The organism is Slackia sp. (genome assembly GCF_977041755.1).
On sequence record NZ_CDRRGL010000024.1, the window covers coordinates 1 to 19,673 of the forward strand.

The following is a 19,673-nucleotide window of genomic DNA, read 5'->3' on the forward strand; positions in this document are numbered from 1 at the left end:
ACATGCGGCTCCACAGCGGACGAATACGTTCGAGCAGAATGCGCTTGCCGGCCTTCGGCGCGCGGGGCAGCATAAGGGCTGCCGGCTTTTCGCGCAGGGTGGCCATCGCAGCGAACAGCGTTGCCGCAACCGTGATGCCCACGGAAAGGCCCGCTGCCAGCAAGAACAGAGCAGGGTCGATTGGCGTAGGCCTGCACGGCACAACATAAATAATCGCGTACGCATTCATGATGAACCACGGCAAAAATTGCGACAGCAGCGCAATGCCCACGATTGAGCCCACGCCGCTGGCAACCATGGCATACACCAAATACTTCGAGGCGATGCGTCCATTGGAATAGCCAAGCGCCTTAAACGTGCCAATAAGCACGCGCTCTTCATCGACCATGCGCGTCATAGTCGTAAGCGAAACCAAAGCGGCCACAAGGAAGAACAGCAGTGGGAACACCTGGGCAATTTGATCAATGCGTCCCGCGTCGGAACGGAAGCTTTCGGCGCCGATGTTCTTCTTCAAATCGAGCGCATACACGTCGGCATCCATAGTGGCAATGTCGTCCACCTCGGCTTGGGCGTCGGCGAGCTGCGCTTCGGCGTCGGCGAATTCGGCCTCGGCCTGGGCGCGCTTATCAGCAAGCTCGGCCGCGCCGTTTTCCCACTGCGACAAACCATCGGCATATTCGGCCTGGCCGCTTTTGAGCTGAGCGCGGCCCTCATCAAGCTGCGCCTGGCCTTGGGCAAACTGCGCCGCCGCGGCATCGAGCGAGGCCTGGCCGCTCGCGAAGCCCTGGTTGGCCGCAGCCTTCTGGGCAGCAAGTTCCTGCTCGCCCACCGCAAGTTGCTCAGGCACGCCCGCAGTTTCTGTGTCGATTTGAGCGATGCCCGCCTGAAGCTGAGCGATGCCCGCCTCGATTTCGGTTTTCTGGGATTCAAGCTGCGCTTGCTGCTGCTGGAGCTGTGGCAAGGACGTCTGGGCTTGGGCAAACTGCTGTTCAAGAGCTGTCTTTTGCGCCTCGAGCTGCGCTTTCGTTTTCTCGTAAGCGGGGTCGGTCTGATCAAGCGCCTTGATTTGCGCTTTCACGCCCGCAATCGCCACCTGCAACCCATCAATCGCCTGCTGCGCCTGCTCAATTCCGGCCGCGACCTTCGCAAGGCCATCGTTTACCTCGACGAGGCCCCTTTGCGCCTCGGAGAGCTTATTGTTCAGCATTTCACGCGTCTGCATGGCGGCGTGGTATTTCGCCCACCCTTCGTCAATCGACGCCTGAGCCTGAGCCAATGCCGCTTGCGCTTGCGAACGCTGGTCGGCGAGTTCGGCCACACCCGACTCATACTGGGCGCGACCGCTTGCCAACTGCGATTCGCTTTGAGCAATGGTCGCCTTCGCCGATTCAAGCTCAACGGCCGCAGAATCGAGCTGCGCCTTAGAATCGTCGAGCGTCGCCTGGCCATCGTCGAGCTGCGCGAGCGCGTCGGTCTTCTTCTGCTCGTATTCCGCACGCTTTTCATCGAGCGTGGCCTGGGCGTCGGCCTGCAGGCCCTCGATGCGCGATGCCTTCAAATCGTCGGCAATCGCGTCGATGCGATTGGCTACTTCGTCGACTTTCGCCTGATAGGCATCGCTTGCCCATGGCAAGTCGCGCGCACCATCGACCGCGATGAACGCTTCGGTAATGGGATAATCGTCAGCGAAGGCCGAATCGGGAACGAACACGAAGCTCGTAAGACGGCCGCTTCCAAGCGACGTCGAACCCACGTTAGTCGAGCACGTGTAATACGACGAATTCACGAAGCCGACCACCGTGAACTCGCGCTCGGCGAAGTTGTCATCCAAATCTTGCGTGCCCTCGATAAGGCGCACCTTGTCGCCGATATGCACATCGGTCTGCCACACCGTGTCAGAAGAAAGCAGGCACTCGTCGCTTTTCGTGGGCCAGGTGCCGCTCTTCAAGACAGGCCTGTTCAAATACGAATCGTCGCTCGATTGCACGGTAAAGCCATCGTCGCACGTGCTCGCCTGGGCAGCGTCAACATCAAGCGACTGGAAGCACAGCGTATATTGCACGCCATCCAATTCTGAAATGGCGTCGGCTTCGCGAGCGGGCATAACAGCCGAAACGCCCTCCACATCGCGCAACGCGTCGATTTGCGCCTCATCGAATCCAATCGTCGAAACCACGCGCATGTCGGCCAAACTCGTGCCGTCATAGTATTCGTCGCCCGCAAGGCGCATGTCGGGCCCCGTCATGCGCAGGCCGGCATAAAAGCCCGCACCAAGTGCGGCGATAATCGCAATCGCCAAAAAGCGGCCCCACGAATGGGTGATAGAACGCCGCAGATCTTTTCCGAATGCGCTCGCCATGCTTACCACTCAACCGTTTCGGCGGCTTGCGGATGGGCATTGAGCTCCATGCGCTCGACTTTTCCTTCTTTCACATGAATCACGCGGTCGGCAATAGCGCAGAACGCGGAATTGTGCGTAATGAGCACCACCGTGCGCCCCGTTTCGCGGCACGTGTCTTGCAACAGCTTCAAAATGGCCTTGCCCGTTTTGTAATCGAGTGCGCCCGTGGGCTCATCGCACAGCAAGAGCTTCGGGTTTTTCGCGATGGCACGGGCAATGGCCACACGCTGCTGTTCGCCGCCCGAGAGTTGCGCGGGGAAGTTGTCCATGCGATGCGCGAGCCCCACCTGGGTCAACACGTCGGCAGGCGGAAGAGGATTGCGGCAAATTTGGCTCGCAAGCTCCACGTTTTCGAGCGCGGTAAGATTTTGCACCAAGTTATAGAATTGGAACACAAAGCCGATATCGTAACGACGGTAATCGGTGAGCTGCTTTTCATCAAACTGATCGACGCGGGCGCCATCGAGCGTAATAGAACCCGATGTACATGAATCCATGCCGCCCATCATGTTAAGCAGGGTCGTTTTGCCTGAGCCAGAGGGGCCGACGACCACCACGAGTTCGCCTTGCTCGATTTCGAAAGACATGCCATCGACGGCAGCCACCTGCACTTCGCCCATGGTATAGATCTTACGCACATCCTTAAATTCGACGAATGCCATAGCGACCCCTTACGCAGCGCGGTTTCCTGAATAATCCCTCATACTGAGTATATTGAAAGCGCCGCGGAAACCAGCGATGATTTTATGCCAGCGGCCCCACAACAGGCTTGGTTATCCCTCGAGAAGAGCGCGGCTGTTAGCCGCCACTTTCTCCTTCAGTGAATCGAGGCGGCACCTGCGCAGCTCTGCCATATGCTCGAGGGACGCTTCCAGCAGCGCGCGCACTTCTCGAGCGTTGAATTCCGCGCCCGCGGCGGGCGGCAGGTCGCTTTCAAGCAGCAATTTTTCTTCAGGGATTTGCTGCACATACGCGCGGCCGCGCTTAGTGGAAAGCATGCGAGGATTGATGGAAAAATAGCAGCCGCATTCGATGGCGCGCGCAAGCTCGACACCCGAACCAGAGAACCAGTGGAAAATCACCGCGGTACCCTGCGGGTTTTGAGGGCCCTGCGGCGCACCAGGAGCCACGAGCCCCACGCTTTCCATGAGATCAAGCGCCACGCCCACGCTTTTCACGACATGTAACGAGAGCACTTTGCCCCTCGACGCCGCGGCAATGCGCGCGAACACCGTGCGCTGCAGTTGGGCGCTTTCGGCACGACGGGGCGCAAAATCAAGACCGATTTCGCCAATAAAGCGCGTTTCGGCAGCGTAGGCAACGAGCTTATCAACCGCATCGGCGCCGCACGAACCGTCGGAAAGCCACCACGGGTGCAAGCCTACACCGAGTTTGAAGTTGGAATTTCGATTGAGCTCATCGGCCAAGGCCAATGACGCCAGATGATATTCATCGGGAGTCACCGTAGCGCACATGCCGCCTATTCCCTCTTGGCGCAACGCGATAGCCGATGCTCGAGTATCGGGAGAAAAAGCCAGGTGACAATGCATGTCATACAAATCAAAGACCGTCATAGCGTCCCCCTCTTTTTATGCACGCGCCCCCACGTTTTTCCCAATAAGGTTATACCACTCAAAGGACAAAGGGCGCAAACAACCCAGACGCAACGGCGCGAAAGATTTTCGAATGGAGCCTATATTCCCAGTTAGTCGGCGAATTCCCCCACGTGTGCGATGGCGCGAAGCGTTTCAGCCGCGATCATTTGACCCATCATGGGAGGCATATACGATGCCGTGCCCAAATTCGATCGCTCACTGCGAGGAGCGCCTTCACGCACCGGCACGGGCACAGGCTGCTCGCAAGAATACACGACGCGCAGATGCTTGATACCGCGCTTGCGGCATTCCTTGCGCATGATGCGCGAAATGGGGTCGTTCACGGTTTCGTACAAATCAGACGCACGCAAATATTCAGGCTGCAGCTTATTGGCGGCACCCATGGCGCTTATCAAGCGCAAGCCGTGCTTTTGCGCGAATTCCGCAATGACAATTTTCGTCGAAATGGTGTCGATGCAGTCAAGAACGAAATCGATGCGACCGTCACACTCTTCGAGGCACTCGGCATACAGCTCGTCGAAAGTCTCGGCGAGGACGAACGAATGCTTGGTAACGACGTGCACGTTGGGATTGATATCCAAACACATTTCGCGCATCACGTCGATTTTCCGGCGGCCCATCGTGCTCTGAAACGCGATGACCTGGCGATTCACATTGCTCGGCGACACCACATCGCGATCGATGAGCACCAAACGACCCACGCCGCCGCGCACGAGCGCCTCAACGCAGCTCGATCCCACGCCGCCCAAGCCCAACACCATAACCGTCGCGTTGACCAGGCGCTCCATGCCATCATCGCCCATAATTCGGCGCAGGCGAGAGTCGGCCGCATCGTCACCTGGAGCGGGCTCGGGAGCAGGGCCAGCGATGCCATTCGGGTAGGCGTACGTGTTTTCGGAAGCGTTCATATAAGTGGATCTTTCTATGCATGCCGTATCGCGAAAATGAATCGGCGATTCTTCAAACCTGGCCATTGTAAACCCCAGAACCTGCTAAATGCTCGTAGCGTTTAGCACAATCGCAGGTGCCTAGCGGATTCTGGAGCGCTAGCGGGGCAGCAGGCGAGCAGCCGGCAACACCTGCTAAACGCTACGAGCATTTAACAGGTCGTGATTCTGGCTTGGGCGTGAATACGGAGGCGCGGCGCAAGCCCACCTGCAAAAGAAGACTACAATGCTGGAATATTTACCACACGAGAAACCGGGACCGAAAGAGCGCCCGGAAACCGCAGCCGACGCGCTCCAAGAACGCGCTCGCAGCTGCACCACCGAAAACAAGGAGTCATCATGAGCACCACCCTGCCCCAGACCAATGATTTTGGCGGCACGCCCCTTGTCTCACTTCAAGCCATCGCCGAAGCGATTCGCGCCAACGGCACCGACTGCGAAATCGTGGGCGACGCGTCCACCGAAATTCGCGGCGTCGCGATTGATTCGCGCAAGGCCGCCGCTACATGCCTGTTCATCTGCAAAGGCGCGGGCTTCAAGCCGGCGTTTCTCGAAAGCGCCATCGCAAGCGGCGCCGCCGCCTATCTGTGCCAGGGCGAGCTCGACGAGCAGGGCAAACTAACCGCGCCCGCCGACTTGGCCGCCGCAGCCGCAGGCACCCCCGCAATCGTGGCCGCCGACGTGCGCCGCGCCATGGCTACGGCATCGAAGGTCGCCTATGGCGACCCGAGCACCGGGCTGAACATCGTGGGCATCACGGGCACCAAAGGCAAAACCACAACCTCGTACATGCTGCACGCCATTATGGACGCCGCCGAGGTGAGCACCTCGATTCTTGGCTCCATCGAAACCGACGACGGCATCGAGGAGTTCGAGAGCTGCAACACGACGCCCGAATCGCCCGATTTGTGGCGCCACCTTTCCAATACCGTGGCTTCGGGCCGCGCCCATATGGTCATGGAGGTTTCCAGTCAGGCGCTCAAATACGACCGCGTGCTGGGGCTCACCCTGAACATCGCCTGCTTCCTCAACATCGGCCGCGACCATATTTCGCCCGCCGAGCACCCCACGTTCGAAGATTATTTCGAAAGCAAGCTCCGCATTTTCGACCAATGCGAATGCGCTGTGATAAACCTTGGCACCGAACACGTTGACGAGGTCGTGGCAGCCGCGAAAGCCGCCCCGCAGTTGTTCACTGTCGGCGTCGACTGCGACAGCGCCGATTTGGTCGCCAGCAACGTGCGCACGGTCAAAGGCGGCATCGAATTCGATATCGCAGAAAGCGCCAAACTCGCCGCAGCGGCAGGCGAAGAAGATGCTTCGGCCAGCGCTCACACGGTCAAGCTGAGCATCGCAGGCCTGTTCAATGCCGAAAACGCGCTGTGCGCCATCGCGTGCGCGCGTCTTTTGGGCATCGGCTGGAACGCGATTGAGCAGGGCCTTTCGCACGTACGCGTGCCTGGCCGCATGGAAATCATCGCTTCGCCAAACGAGCCCATCACCGCCATCGTCGACTACGCGCACAACAAGCTTTCGTTCGAAACGCTGTTCAAGTCGTTGAAGAAGGAATATCCGGGTCAGCAGATCATCGCCATTTTCGGCGCTCCGGGCGGCAAGGCGTACGAGCGCCGCGAAGTGCTGCCGCAAACCGCCGGCGCCTACGCCGACCTGCTCATTTACGCCGAAGAAGATCCCGCGCACGATCGCGTGGAAGACATTTGCGCCGAGATGGCCAACAACACCCCCGAAGGCGTTGCGCACGAAATCATCTACGACCGCGAAGAAGCCTTCAAGCGCGCCGTGGAAGTCGCCCACGAAAGCGGCAAACCCACGGTTATCGCATTTCTCGCCAAAGGCGAAGAAGAGCTGCAGCATCGCGGTGACAACTTCGAGCCTATCAAGAGCGACTCAGCCATTGCCCACGAGGTTCTGGGCGCCTAACGTCGCACGCAACCCACCCCAAACAAGAAAGCCGCCCCGGGGCGGCTTTCTTTCGTTCGCTATTCGTCGATGAAGTAGCGCTTGTACCAAATAAGGAACACGAGCGGCGTATAAATCTTGCGTTGGTTCTGCGCCTTGCCCTCGTAGTGCTCGTCGAGCAATCCCATAAGCACGTCGCAATCGAAGAACTCGCTCGCCCACGGCGCCGTGAAGTATTCCTTCACCCAGTTGTACCACTTCTCTTCGCGCAGCCAATAAATCATAGGCACGGGGAAGCCGACTTTCGGACGCGTCGCCCACTCATCGGGCAGGCTCTTGTTCGCGGCGTGGCGCAGCACGAGCTTGTTGCCGTTTTCATTCACGCGATAGCGATCGGGAATATGCTCGGCAAATTCCATCACACGGCGATCAAGGAACGGAACGCGCAGCTCAAGCGAGTGCGCCATGCACATCTTGTCGGCCTTAAGCAGAATATCGCCCGGCAACCACATATTCATGTCGAGGTACTGCTTGCGAATGAGCTCGCTCTTATCGGAAACGCGCGCATAAATGGGCGCGGCAAGCTCGAAAGCGCCTTCACCCTTGTCGTATTCGGGGCGCAGCACGCTCGAGACTTCGCGCTCAGGCCACACGAGCGCCTGGCCAACGAAGTATTCCTCGGCCATTTCGGCACCCTTCATAAGGAAGTTATGGCCCTTGAAATACGGCATGTGCTTCGCTGCCTTGCCCAGCGCGCGGCGCACGCCGAACGGCACCATGCGCTTGTATTTCGCAACCGACGGGTTGTCCTCATACCATGCATAGCCGCCGAAAATCTCGTCGGCGCCTTCGCCCGAAAGCACAACCGTAACCTGCTCAGCAGCCATTTGCGCCAAGAACCACAGCGGCACGCTCGACAGATTCGACTGCGGCTCGTCCATGTGGTACTGAATCTCGGGCAAGGCTTCGAAAAACTCGTCCGCAGAAATCATCTTGCGGTAGTTCTCGATGCCCAGCTTGTCGGAAAGTTCCTTGGCGTAATTGGTTTCGTTGAACTTGTTGTAATCGAAACCGACCGAGAACGTTTTGTCGGGCATGAGGCATGCGGCGATGTAGCTCGAATCGACGCCGCCCGAAAGGAAGCTGCCCACCTTCACGTCGGCGATGCGGTGCGCGCTCACGCTTTCATGCACCATTTCATCGAGCTCGTCGACATATTCCTCGAACGGCTTGTCGATTTCCGAGAAATCGCAATCCCAATAGCGGCGCACATCCATCGTGTGGGTGGCCAGGTCGTAAGTGAAGCAATGCGCGGCCGGCAGCTTGTACACGCCCTCGAAGAACGTTTCGTCGGTCGCGGAGAACTGCAGCGTGAGATACGGACGCAGCGCATTGTGGTTCACGGCCTTGTGGAACTTCGGGTGCGCGAGGAAGCTCTTGATCTCGCTGCCGAACATCAGGCCGCTGCCATCTTCGGCCTCGGAGTAATAAAACGGCTTGATGCCGAAAATATCGCGAGCGCCGAACAGGCGATTCTTCTTCTTATCCCAGATAACGAACGCATACATGCCACGAAGCTTGTCGACGATTTCCTCGCCCCACTCCTCGTAGCCATGCAGAAGCGACTCGGTGTCGGCGCCGCAATGGAAGGTATAGCCCTTCGCCTCGAGCTCGCCGCGAAGCTCCATGAAATTGTAGATTTCGCCGTTGAACACGATGACGACGCTGCCGTCTTCGTTGCTCATGGGCTGGGAGCCCGCCGGCGTAAGGTCGAGGATCGACAAGCGGCGGAAGCCCAACGCCACACCCGGCGCGAAGAACGTATCGCCCATGTCGGGACCGCGGTGGACGATGCGGTCCATCATGCTCGTGAGCACTTGCTCCTTGTTTTCGACATCACCGGTAAATCCGACGAATCCGCACATAGGGCACCTTTCGTTTGTATGGCACAGCATTAAAGCCGATAAATCGCTGAAATCTGAATTTTACCGCGCTTGCGCACCTTCGCGCGAATCTTCGTTAAAACGCCTAATGCCGCCGCTGTTCGCACGCGCGCGGAAGAAACGACGCGCGTGATTGCGGAAACGACCGCATTGGCAACCGCAGAAGCAACTGGCTCCGGCGCGATCGCGGAAGCCACCAGGGTCGGCAATCGCCAAAGCCACGAGGGCTCAAGCCAAAGCAAACGCACAGAAAGCCAGGGCGCCGCGACCCGACCCGCGCCGGGGCGTAACGTCTGCGCACAACGCCCGTGCACCATGCACCGCATACGACGCCGCCCGCGCACCTCGACGCCGCCCGCGCACCTCGACACCGCACCGCATCTCGCGCATCCGCGCATGCAAAAGGCCAGCACGGGCTGGCCTTTCAACTTTCACTTAGCGATAGTTTTCGGGGTTTTTGAACTTGTCGAAGTAACGGAACACGTGAATCTTCACCCAAGCCCAACGCATGGGGTTGAAGCGCAGATCATACGGGTAATCAAACGTCATCGATTCCTTGCCGGCAGCCACGAGCTTCTTCGCGCGTTCAACGAACTCGGGGTCTTTCACGTAATCGTAAACGACCTTGCGCGGCACGGAATGCCAGAACACCTCGTTGGTGTTTTCGACGCATTCACCCAAATCACGCTTATACACGCGGTCTTCCACGACGAACTTTGCGAGGTTGTGGCCGGCAGCGGTCACATGGTAGTTCGTGCGGCCTTGGCGCAGGTTTACCTCGAACACCTTGTACGAGCCATCGCGATCGTCGCGCTTAATGTCGAAGTTCGCGAAGCCCGTGAAATGAATTTCCTCAAGGAAGTTTTTAATGAGCTGCTGCAGCTCAGGGTTGGGCTGCGTGATAATGGCGCACGGGTTGCCAAGCGCGGTGGGCGTGTGCTCCTCGAGGCCTTCGCGACCGAAGCAGATGAGCTTCACCTTGCAGTTGCGATCGCAATACGCGGTGAGCACGTTCATGTTGCAATCTTCGCCGACAACCATGTCTTGCAGCAGCACTTCATCGGGATAGCCCGCGCCGAAAATGAGGCCCAAAATATGCGCCGCCTCGGCGGGGTTTTGCGCGGTGTACACCTTCTTCATGTGGTCAAACGGGTGCTCCCAATACGTTGAGCTCATAGACGGCTTCACGATGATGGGGTATTTGAAACCGATTTTCTCCTCGGTAAGGTCGGCCTCGGCCACGCCCTGTTCCCACTCGCTAGGGCGCACCACAAACGTTTTGGGGTACGGAATGCCATACTTGTCGCACATCTCGTAAAAGCTCAGCTTGCTTTCGAGCTTGTCGCGCAGGTCGGGCTGAATGTAGAGCGTGACGCAGTTTTCGGGCAAATCGTTCTGGATTTCAGAAATGACCTGCGCATATACGTCAGCGCAGCCCCACACTAGATGCGTTTTATCGGGGTGCTGAGCGGCAAATTCCTTCACCTTCGCCAACACCACTTCGGGCTTGTCCATATGCTCGTCATAGAAGCACTCCACGATGCGGCTATGCATGGTGTCGCCCGCGGGGAAGCGACCAAACGCGTAGCTCTTCACGCCATACTCCTCATGGATGGCGCGCGCGACGCTGTAGCAATTCATATCGCCGCCGATGAGAACGGGAATGAAATCGGGTTTTTCGGTTGCCATAAATGCAGTTCCTTCAAAAGATGGTTTGCAGAAAGCTTGTGCGATTATACGCCGCATTGGGCACTTCCGTCGCACCTCAAAAAAGAGCGCACGAACGGCCCTGGGGCAAGGTTCTTGCGCATTGCTTCGTTATCAAAGAAGCGCGATTCGAAAACCGCGCTTCTTTATGCTTAAAACTCTGTTCGATGGTGTTGGGCGCCAGCTACGACAGACGGCTGCCAACTTCCTTGGCGGCCTGAGCCTTGTCGAAGTTTCCGCCAGTGGCAGCGGTAAGCGCGCCCATAACCTTGCCCATTTCGCGCTTGGTGGTGGCGCCAAGATCGGCAATGGTTTTCTCGACAAGCGCCACAAGCTCGTCGCCCGCGAGCTGCTTGGGCAGGTAGCCCTCAAGAATCTCGACCTGCTCCTTCAGCATGGCCGTGCGCTCGTCGTTGTTCGCAGCTTTGATAGAGCCCTCGAGCGTTTCGCTCGTCTGCTTAATGACGCGCTTGAGCATAGCATCGACGTCGGCATCGGTCGCCTCGCGACGCTCGTTGACCTCGATATTCTTGATTTCGCCGTGCACCTGGCGCAGAATGTCGCGACGCACATTGTCGTGCGCCTTCATCGCGGCCTTGATTTCGTCTTTGAGCTCTTCGTATTTCATGAGTGCCTCTTTCTAAAGTGCCATCTATCAGCGAGTATAGCGCGAACACGTACGCGTGTGGAAAACGGCAAGCCAAAACCATGCACGAAGGAGCACGATGCGGTGCGGACGCGCGAAAGCGGAGCGCGGGGCGCAAGTTTGCTTGAGGGCGCACCGCGAGAGCAGCGTGCCAGAAATATGCGCAAAAAGGTGCCCGAATGTGGCATTTTGACCGAGCATAGACCTGAGTTGAGCGACTTGCAATTAGAAAAGCCCAGGTCGCAACGCATCGCACCACAATCGACGCGCAAGCGAGCATAGATCGTTGCCACATTCGAAGCTATTTTTGAACAAGTTAGCGAATGCGTTTGCCGCGCAAAATGACGCCCGCGACGTTCAGGTCGGCATTGAGCAACACCACGTCGGCAACCTTGCCCGCGTCGAGACTGCCGCGCTCGTCGAACACGCCAATCGCGCGTGCGGGGTTTTCCGTCGCTGCGCGCACAGCCACCTCGAGCGGCAAGCCCATTTCAGTAGCGGCAACCTTCATGCAGCCCATCAGGTCGGTCGCGCTTCCAGCCAGCGTACCGTCGTGCAGCGTGGCATGCGAGCCGTTCTTCGTCACGGCCTGCCCGCCCAGACTATATTCGCCATCGGGCATGCCGGTGGCTTCCATGGAATCGCTGATTAGAATCATGCGCTCGGCACCAAACATCGAGAACGCAAGGCGCACCATGGCGGGGTGAATATGCACGCCATCGGCGATAATCTCGGGAGTCGCGCCCGCCTCGAGCGCCGCAGGAATCACGCCCGGCTTACGGTGATGCAGCCCCGGCATGGCGTTGTACAAATGCGTCACATGCTTGGCGCCGCGACGAAATGCCTCGGCCGCCTGATCGTAATTCGCGCACGTATGGGCAACGGAAATGCGCACGGCATCGTGCATTTCATCGACGAATTCGAGCGCGCCGGGCTCCTCGGGGGCAATATCGACAAGCTTGATTTTGCCGCCCGACGCATTCTGCAAGCGACAAAACATTGCCGCATTGCACTGCTGCACGTAGGCGGGGTTTTGTGCGCCCACCTTTTCAGGGCTGATGAACGGACCTTCCATATTGATACCCACGAGCGCGGCAGCATCGGGGGCGTCAACATGCTCGGCGGCGCATTCCATAATGCCCGCGAGCTTTTCTTCGGGGAATGTCATGGTCGTGCCGCACCATGCGGTTACGCCGCGGCTGGCCTCGTAGCGCGTAATGGCGTCGATCGACTCATGCGTGCCGTCGCAGAAATCGTGCCCCACCGCACCATGGGAATGCACGTCGACCAAGCCAGGAATGGCGAGCAGCCCCTTGGCGTCGATGACCTCGCCCATCTCGTCGCCGGTCGCAACGATGCGGTCGCCTTCGATGAAGATATCGTCTTCGACGAATTCGTCGTTCTTGAAAACTTTCGCACCAGCAATTTTCAGCATGCCGCGCTTCCTTTCGTTATAGACAGGAAACCCTGCCTCAATTTAATCGTGACCAGTTGAAACGCACGCTGCGAAGCCAAAACCGCGACGAGCGCGCAGCATCAACGCTTTGACGAAACGTTGCGCAAAGGCCAATGTCGCCACCTAGCCCAAAAAAGAAGCGGCCACAGGGGCCGCTTCCTCGGTTTACTATTCGTGGCAGCCGCAGCCTTCGCCATGCTCGTGGTCGTGGTCGCAATCGCAATCGGGATCGCCGCAACCGCAGCCTTCATCGGCAAGGTCGCCGCACAGCGAGAACGCCGCTTCGTCCACAATAGCCACCGCATTGGGATGGAACTGCAGAATGGACGCGGGAACCTCAGGGGTCACGGGGCCGAAGAAGGCATCGCGCACGATTTGCGCCTTGTCTTCGCCGCTCACCACGATGAGCACCTGCTTGGCGGCCATGATGGTACCAATGCCCATGGTGTATGCCTGGCGGGGCACTTCGTCGGCGGAATCGAACAGGCGGCTGTTCGCGTTAATGGTGGATTCCGTAAGGTCGACGCAGTGGGTTTCCTTCGGGAATTCGGGCGCGGGCTCGTTGAAGCCGATGTGGCCGTTGTGGCCCAGGCCCAGAAGTTGCAGGTCAACGCCGCCGGCAAGCAGGATGGAAGCCTCGTAGGCATCGCATGCGGCCTGAGCATCGGGGTTGGCGCCATTGGGCACATGCGTGTTCTCGGGGCGCACGTTAATCTTGCTGAACAGGTGCTTCTGCATGAAGTAGTGATAGCTCTGCTCATGGTCGGCAGGCAGGCCGCGGTATTCGTCTAGGTTGAACGTTGCAACGCGCGAGAAGTCGATGTCCTCGGCTTCGTGGCGCTTGGCGATTTCGGCGTAGAGGCCCTCAGGCGTGGAGCCGGTGGCCAAGCCCAACACGCAGCCAGGTTTTTCCTCGACCAGGTCGACAATCATGTCGGCGGCGGCTTCGCTCATTTCCTGATAGTCTTTGGTCACGAAAATCTGCATGAACGCATCCTTCTCTTCGTTGTATTTTGCGATTATTCATAATACATGCTCACGCGGCGATTTCCAGGTGCGGCGGGAAAGCAACAGAAGCCTTATGGCGTTCGCGAGGCGGAACGCGCGACGGCCAAGGGGCGCAACGCGCGATACCAAATAAAACTGCGAACGCGAGGCGGAACATGCGCGGAACGAAACCCAACCGATGCCCACGACAATCGCCTAAAAACGCACCGGGCAACTCGACGGTCCGAGCAGGCTGACCACACCAAACGAACCAGTCCCGCCGAGCATGATGGCGAACCCGCATGACCAGCTGGCCCCTCTCGAGCAAACGAGTCTCAAGGGAGCCCGAACAAACTGGCATTCCCTCAAACAAGCAAACGAACATGCCCGCAGGCCGACCCCTTTCTCGAACGAGCGACCAGTCCCGCCAAGTATGCCGACACCTTTTCGGAAAACACCCACCACACGCGCGTCAAATGCGACAGGTATACTGCGAGCCGGTCAAAACCTGCGCGGCACAGCCGCGCCAACACGAAAGGATCCCGCGATGGAATTACTTCGCACCCACGAACCCCTCGAGGCGTTCGTGTTCGATATGGACGGCACGCTGCTCGATTCGCTGCCCGACCTGGTCGACGTGACCAACGAAACGCTCACGCACTTCGGCTACCCCACGCACACCACCGAAGAAATCTTGGCCATGATCGGCAACGGCTTGCGTTCGCTTATTCTGCAAGCGCTGCCGCAAGACCTGAATGACAACGCCACCGAAGCGGCGCTCGCCTGGTGGAAAGCGCGCTACGACGAAGTGGGCAACCAGAAAACGACTGTGTACGACGGCATGCTCGACACCTTGGCCGAGCTGAAGGCACGCGGCATGAAGCTCGCCGTGCTATCGAACAAATACGACGGCGGTGTGCAAATTCTAACCAAGCATTACTTCGCTGACCTCATGGATTTCGCGCTTGGCGATGGTCCTGTGCCGCGCAAGCCCGACCCGAAAGGCCTCACGCTCGTCGCGAAAACACTCGGCATACCGGTTGAGCGCTTGGCGTATGTCGGCGATTCCGATGTGGACATGCAGGTCGCGAACAACGCTGGCGCATTCCCCATTGGCGCGAAATGGGGCTACCAAACGCTCGATCACCTTACGAGCAACAACCCCGGCGCGCTCATCGACGCGCCCGCCGAGCTACTGAAGTTCGCGGAATAAGCAAGCAGACAGACGAAAACCGGGGGGGAGAAAGGCTGAAAGCAGCAGGACGAAATACGAGGCGAAGCAGAGCACGACGTGATTTCGATCGAATTTGGCAAAAGGCGCGTCAATACATGAGTCCCAATGCCCAAAGCGCGATAACGTTTCCGTAGGAAAACTCAATATCGTCTTTCACGACGTATCCACGCTTGGCTTCGGCAATTTGATTTTGGCCCTTGTTCTTTCCGCCCACCTCGAACGTAAGCCCATCGATCTCGAAATCGGAAATCTTCGATGCGGTCACCTTGTGCCCCACGCGCATTTGGTTGAAAAAGAACGTCTCTCGCACATTGCCAATATCTTCACTTCCTTCACTGAGGTTGTACAGAATATTGGTGTTGTCGAGATACACTTTCTCAGTTTTTCCAAGCGCGCCAAGCCCGCCCGCATTCGTGCGCAACTGCGCAACCATGCCCGCTTTCTCCATATACAGCAGGTAATCTTCGACGTTGTTTCGACTCACTTGAATTTGACTACCCAAGCTTGTCATATTCGGTTTGAAGGGAGCCAGCGTACTCACTATCGCCATAAGCCGCTTCAATTTGCGACCGGTCGCCGCCGTCATGCCCGCAAACTGGGGAATATCAACCTCGAGCGTTCGTGTAATGACCTGTCCAAGCTCAATATCGAACTGTTCGTCGTCGCCAAAGGGATAATAGCCGCAACGCAAATAGTCTTTGAACAAGGGCAACGGGTGTTCGACCCCAGGAATTTCCTCCTTATGCGCAAGTATGTCCGCAAGCGAAAGGCACGGAGCATGCACGCCGTGACGAACGGCTAAATATTCTCGGAACGACATTCCCTGCATAAGGTATTTCGGCGCACGGCGACTCAAGTCGGCCTCGCCTTTCTCGATATCAAGAACCGAGGAGCCTGTGAAGTACACATGCAAACCAGGAAGAGAATCGTACATGAGCTTGAGTTCGCGCGACCAGCCTTCGTATTTATGAACCTCATCGATAAAAAGATATTTGCCGCCGTTTTTAAAAAACTCCTCTGCCAGGCCATACAAGGAATGGTTGGCAAAATACATATGTTCGGCCGAAACATACAATGTGTCGTCCGTCGAGTGATGTTCCTTGATATGTTGTAAAAACAACGTCGTTTTGCCAACGCCACGTGGCCCGACCAAACCAAGCATGCGATTGCCCCAGTTGATTTTGTCGTACATATATCGGTGGAATTCATCGTTTACGCTTTTCAGTTGACGATTCATGTACTCGTAGAGCCGCTCCATGAAGCACCACCTTTCAAATCGCACTCTTAAAGTGCAATTTTAACTCGAAATCGCACTGTTAGAGTGCGATTTTATTCACCCCGCCGTACAAAGCGGCTGCGCCAGCACGACATGTTTCCTCAATGAGATCGCATCATCGTGGCACGCCCCTTGCAGCACCGCTGTGCGCGATACAATAGCCCTCGCACTTCGCGGGGTCACCCATAATTCGAGAACAGAACGCCCGCGTTTATTACAACCAATGTAGAAAGGCATCGCTTTGATGCAGATACCTTCTCGCGAGCATGAATCTCGCACCATACCCGCGCGTTTTGCGGCGCTGTTTGCCGCCATCGCTCTTGCGCTGTGTTGCGCATTGCCGCTCGCCGCATGCGAGAGCGGCTCTTTCAGCGATTCCCAGGCGGCCAGCCCCGCCGCCGTGCAGATTGCCGACATTCCCGAATACTCGGGCGCACTCTGCATTGACGTCAACAACGGCGAGCCAGGCTTTACCGACGACGACTTCAAACGCGGCGCGTTCATGGAATTCTCCGACCTCGATTTCGAGGGGCGCTGCGGCGCGGCATTCGCGCTCATCGGTACCGACACGTTGAGCAACGCGCCTCGCGGCGATATTTCGCAGGTGCATCCAAGCGGCTGGGAGCAGCACCGCTACGACTTCGTTGAGCAGGAAATGCTCTACAATCGCAGCCACCTGATTGCGCATCAGCTTTGCGGAGAAGACGCCAACGAGAAAAACCTCATCACGGGCACGCGCACCATGAATTCTGTTGGCATGACTTATTACGAAAGCATCGTGGCCAATTACGTGAAGCAAACGGGCAACCACGTGCTTTATCGCGTGACGCCCATTTTTGCCGCGAACGACCTCGTAGCACGCGGCGTGCAGATGGAAGCGGAATCGATTGAAGATGGCGGGCAGGCCGTTCGCTTCAACGTATTTGTATACAACGTAGAACCCGGCGTGGAAATCGATTACGTCACGGGCAAAAGTCGTGAGTCGAGCGACGTGCCACATGTGGCGACCGGTGGCGAGGCAACCACCACCAGCGCGGGCACGGCGCCGAACGCGACTGGCAAAGAAGCCAGCGGTGCATCTACCAAAAGCCCCAATGGAAATGCTCGCTCGGAGAGCACGAATAATACGACTTCGAAGGGCGATGCCGAAAACGGCCAATCCAACCGGGCAACCAACGCAGCCGGTTCGAGCGACGCAAAGAATCCCAGCAACGGCGCGGGTTCCGAGGAAGGCTCGGCCACCTCATATGGGTCGCAAGAATACGTGCTCAATACCAAGAGCATGAAGTTCCATCGCCCGACCTGCTCTTCGGTCGACGACATAGCCGACAATAACAAACAAGGGGCCACAGCCACGCGCGACGAGCTTATTTCGGAAGGCTATTCGCCCTGCAAACAGTGTAACCCCTAAAGATATAGTAAGCCATGGCAGTTCCACTTTTATAACGTGGACCGTAGCAGGTTATCAGCTATTCATACGCTCCATCAGTTGAAAGTCGAGGTAGCAATACATATTTAGGCAAATGGCCTCTGTTTTACTTGAATACCCCCTTCAATTTCGAAGCCCAACTCGCCGTCAAACGAGGCAACAAAAAACCCGGCCGAGCCGTACTCGACCGGGTTTTTATACCCTATTGTCTTGACGTATTCGCACAAAGCCTTCCGGGAAAGCCCACGATTTCGAAAAAATCGGCTACGCCGCTTAGACGTGACCTTTTCGATCCCGCAGGCTTAAACCCAGTTCGCCGCTGCGTTCGCTCTAGAACTTCGAGCGGCGGCGGGCAACAGGCGCCGCGCAAAGCACAGCACCTGCTACGACCGCCAGGGCGAAGGGCAGCGTAGCCAACGTCGTGTCGCTCGTCTTGGGCAGAGTGCCCTTGTTCTTCGACTCGCCATTACCGTTCGGATTCTGCGAAGCTTCGCTCTCATCCTTCACCACAGTAAGCGTGCCGATGTCTTCCTTAACGAACTTGTAATTCTTGGCCATCTGCTCGTCAACGAACTCAAGCGTGTACGTGTTGTCGGAAGCGCCAACCTCGGTCTGCGTGCCGGTAACCACGAACGTCGCATCGTCGTCGTTCACCAGGCCGCCAACGAAGTTGCCTTCGAGCGACGCACCCTCGAGAGGCGTGCCGTCATACACCTTGCTACCCGAAACCGTTGTAACCGTGTAAGGCTTCGGCGTGATTTGATAGCTCTGCGTGAGGCTGCCAGCGTAGTTGCCGATGCCCGTAACGGTGACAAAGATGTCGCCGGTCACGTTGGTGAAGTCGTCCTTGGCCGCCGCGTCGTCCTCGAAGCCGAGGGCGTCGGTGTACGTAACGACGTAGTCAACGTTCTCGACGAGCGCCTTATCGCCGTCAGTCACAACGGGGACGAACTTCTGCTCCTTGCCGTTGTAGACCTTGTCGACGGGCTTGGTAACCTTCATCCCGTTGTCCTCGCCGGGCACGATACCCTTCGGCTCGACCTTCAACGTGCCTTCCTGCTTGGTAATCTCGTAGTTGTCAAGATTCGTGCCGTCTCCCGCACTGATTATGAAGGAGTTGGCGCTCTCGCCCGCAATGGTCTGGATGCCCGTGAATTCATACACGAAGCTCTCGCCGTCAACCATGCTGCCCTCGGTTACACCGGCCTCGTGCTTAGTGAGCGGCGTGCCGTCGTAGACCTTGGAAGCGTCCTCCGAAACCACGGTCACGGGACGCTTGGTCACCAGGAGCGTGGCGAATCCGGTGCTCACGTTGCCGAATTGGTCGGTAACGTCCTTTCCATCGGCGTTCTTAATGGCATACGTATCAATCTCGGCAACGGCGCTTCCCACGTTCGTAACGGAACCCTTGGTCGTTGCCTCGCATGTAAACCCAGCGGGCAGACCGTAGGCATCAGCGCCCTCGCTCACAAGCGGAGTGCCGTCGTAGGTCTTCTTGCCGCCCTTCGGCACGATTACGATCGCCGCTTGGCTCTTCGTCACTTCGAGCTTGCCCAGTTCCTCCTTGACCGTGTAGTTGCCCCGCTTGGCATTACCGGACCACTCGATTGTGTAAGCGTTGGTGCATTCGCCGACCTCGGTCTGGGAACCGATCACAGCAAAGGCCGCAGTCTCGCCATTGACGAAGCCTTCGATTTTGCCGTTGGCCGTGAGGGGCGTGCCGTCGTACGGCTTGCTCGCGCCCATCGTAACCACGGTGAGCTCCTTGGGCTCAATCACCAATTTGCCAGGCTTCTTGGTAATCTTCAGGCTGTCCGTAACATCCTTGCCTTCGGCGTTCACGACAACGATCTCATCAACATTAGCGACCAAGCCGTCGGCACCAGTCACGTCGGTAGCCTCGGCGCCAGACCAGGCCGTCTTCACGGAATAACCCTCGGGAACGCCGGTCACGGTAACCTCGGCGCGATGCGGCATGCCGTCGTAGGTCATGGTCACATCATTGGCAACAGCCACGATTTCGTCTGCATATTCAGTCACGGTTAGCGTACCGATATGCTCCTCGACCGTATAGTTGCTGCGCTTGGCAGTAGTACCCTCATCCGACCAGT

Annotated in this window: 14 protein-coding genes; 3 read left to right on the forward strand and 11 right to left on the reverse strand. The window is 57.7% G+C overall.

Annotation, left to right across the window (positions count from 1 at the left end; genetic code table 11):
• From ACWI8T_RS03360 to ACWI8T_RS03375, 4 genes are all read right to left on the reverse strand, one after another.
• A partial coding sequence (locus ACWI8T_RS03360; RefSeq protein ID WP_449137933.1) for an FtsX-like permease family protein occupies positions 1-2,359 on the reverse strand: 2,359 nt, incomplete at its 3' end.
• 2 nt (positions 2,360-2,361) lie between these two features.
• Positions 2,362-3,063 carry an ABC transporter ATP-binding protein gene (locus ACWI8T_RS03365; protein WP_114615611.1) on the reverse strand — a complete coding sequence of 234 codons (702 nt, stop codon included), beginning with the start codon at positions 3,061-3,063 and terminating at the stop codon, positions 2,362-2,364.
• Positions 3,064-3,174: 111 nt separating this feature from the next.
• Entirely contained in the window at positions 3,175-3,975 is an 801-nt protein-coding gene (locus ACWI8T_RS03370) for a TatD family hydrolase (RefSeq protein ID WP_449137934.1), read from the reverse strand.
• A 131-nt stretch (positions 3,976-4,106) separates the two neighbouring features.
• Positions 4,107-4,925 carry a tRNA threonylcarbamoyladenosine dehydratase gene (locus ACWI8T_RS03375; RefSeq protein WP_449137935.1) on the reverse strand — a complete coding sequence of 273 codons (819 nt, stop codon included), beginning with the start codon at positions 4,923-4,925 and terminating at the stop codon, positions 4,107-4,109.
• A gap of 378 nt (positions 4,926-5,303) precedes the next feature.
• Between ACWI8T_RS03375 and ACWI8T_RS03380 the strand changes: the two genes are divergently transcribed.
• Positions 5,304-6,905 (forward strand): Mur ligase family protein, encoded by a 1,602-nt coding sequence (locus tag ACWI8T_RS03380; RefSeq protein ID WP_449137936.1) that lies wholly within the window; start codon positions 5,304-5,306, stop codon positions 6,903-6,905.
• Positions 6,906-6,964: 59 nt separating this feature from the next.
• On the opposite strand, the gene asnB is transcribed toward ACWI8T_RS03380, so the two are convergent.
• The 5 genes from asnB to nagB form a co-directional block, all read right to left on the reverse strand.
• Positions 6,965-8,809, reverse strand: a complete 1,845-nt coding sequence (asnB, locus tag ACWI8T_RS03385) for an asparagine synthase (glutamine-hydrolyzing) (protein WP_449137937.1) — start codon at positions 8,807-8,809, stop codon at positions 6,965-6,967.
• A 453-nt stretch (positions 8,810-9,262) separates the two neighbouring features.
• Positions 9,263-10,516, reverse strand: coding sequence for a carboxylate--amine ligase (locus tag ACWI8T_RS03390; protein WP_302854441.1), 1,254 nt, complete (start codon positions 10,514-10,516; stop codon positions 9,263-9,265).
• 202 nt (positions 10,517-10,718) lie between these two features.
• The gene (locus tag ACWI8T_RS03395; protein WP_449137938.1) at positions 10,719-11,162 is read right to left on the reverse strand and encodes a GatB/YqeY domain-containing protein; all 444 of its coding nucleotides are present in this window, start codon (positions 11,160-11,162) and stop codon (positions 10,719-10,721) included.
• A gap of 334 nt (positions 11,163-11,496) precedes the next feature.
• The gene (gene nagA, locus ACWI8T_RS03400) at positions 11,497-12,615 is read right to left on the reverse strand and encodes an N-acetylglucosamine-6-phosphate deacetylase (RefSeq protein ID WP_449137939.1); all 1,119 of its coding nucleotides are present in this window, start codon (positions 12,613-12,615) and stop codon (positions 11,497-11,499) included.
• Between the two features lie 189 nt (positions 12,616-12,804).
• The gene (nagB, locus tag ACWI8T_RS03405; RefSeq protein ID WP_337426838.1) at positions 12,805-13,623 is read right to left on the reverse strand and encodes a glucosamine-6-phosphate deaminase; all 819 of its coding nucleotides are present in this window, start codon (positions 13,621-13,623) and stop codon (positions 12,805-12,807) included.
• Between the two features lie 547 nt (positions 13,624-14,170).
• Here nagB and ACWI8T_RS03410 point away from each other — a divergent pair.
• Complete coding sequence (locus tag ACWI8T_RS03410) at positions 14,171-14,836, forward strand: HAD family hydrolase (protein WP_449137940.1); 666 nt, start codon at positions 14,171-14,173, stop codon at positions 14,834-14,836.
• A 109-nt stretch (positions 14,837-14,945) separates the two neighbouring features.
• Here the strand turns inward: ACWI8T_RS03410 and ACWI8T_RS03415 are convergent, their stop codons facing one another.
• Positions 14,946-16,115: an ATP-binding protein gene (locus ACWI8T_RS03415; protein WP_449137941.1), complete on the reverse strand. Its 1,170-nt coding sequence runs from the start codon at positions 16,113-16,115 to the stop codon at positions 14,946-14,948.
• Positions 16,116-16,377: 262 nt separating this feature from the next.
• Between ACWI8T_RS03415 and ACWI8T_RS03420 the strand changes: the two genes are divergently transcribed.
• Complete coding sequence (locus ACWI8T_RS03420; RefSeq protein ID WP_449137942.1) at positions 16,378-17,544, forward strand: DNA/RNA non-specific endonuclease; 1,167 nt, start codon at positions 16,378-16,380, stop codon at positions 17,542-17,544.
• A gap of 348 nt (positions 17,545-17,892) precedes the next feature.
• On the opposite strand, the gene ACWI8T_RS03425 is transcribed toward ACWI8T_RS03420, so the two are convergent.
• Positions 17,893-19,673: hypothetical protein (locus ACWI8T_RS03425; protein ID WP_449137943.1), on the reverse strand; the 1,781-nt coding region annotated here is incomplete at its 5' end.

Bases quoted from the DNA above. Each gene is read 5' to 3' on its own strand.
- ACWI8T_RS03375 (WP_449137935.1), bottom strand. From the start codon at position 4,925: ATGAACGCTTCCGAAAACACGTACGCCTACCCGAATGGCATCGCTGGC.
- ACWI8T_RS03420 (WP_449137942.1), top strand. From the start codon at position 16,378: ATGCAGATACCTTCTCGCGAGCATGAATCTCGCACCATACCCGCGCGT.
- ACWI8T_RS03390 (WP_302854441.1), bottom strand. From the start codon at position 10,516: ATGGCAACCGAAAAACCCGATTTCATTCCCGTTCTCATCGGCGGCGAT.
- ACWI8T_RS03395 (WP_449137938.1), bottom strand. From the start codon at position 11,162: ATGAAATACGAAGAGCTCAAAGACGAAATCAAGGCCGCGATGAAGGCG.
- nagB (WP_337426838.1), bottom strand. From the start codon at position 13,623: ATGCAGATTTTCGTGACCAAAGACTATCAGGAAATGAGCGAAGCCGCC.
- asnB (WP_449137937.1), bottom strand. From the start codon at position 8,809: ATGTGCGGATTCGTCGGATTTACCGGTGATGTCGAAAACAAGGAGCAA.
- ACWI8T_RS03415 (WP_449137941.1), bottom strand. From the start codon at position 16,115: ATGGAGCGGCTCTACGAGTACATGAATCGTCAACTGAAAAGCGTAAAC.
- ACWI8T_RS03380 (WP_449137936.1), top strand. From the start codon at position 5,304: ATGAGCACCACCCTGCCCCAGACCAATGATTTTGGCGGCACGCCCCTT.
- nagA (WP_449137939.1), bottom strand. From the start codon at position 12,615: ATGCTGAAAATTGCTGGTGCGAAAGTTTTCAAGAACGACGAATTCGTC.
- ACWI8T_RS03365 (WP_114615611.1), bottom strand. From the start codon at position 3,063: ATGGCATTCGTCGAATTTAAGGATGTGCGTAAGATCTATACCATGGGC.
- ACWI8T_RS03370 (WP_449137934.1), bottom strand. From the start codon at position 3,975: ATGACGGTCTTTGATTTGTATGACATGCATTGTCACCTGGCTTTTTCT.
- ACWI8T_RS03410 (WP_449137940.1), top strand. From the start codon at position 14,171: ATGGAATTACTTCGCACCCACGAACCCCTCGAGGCGTTCGTGTTCGAT.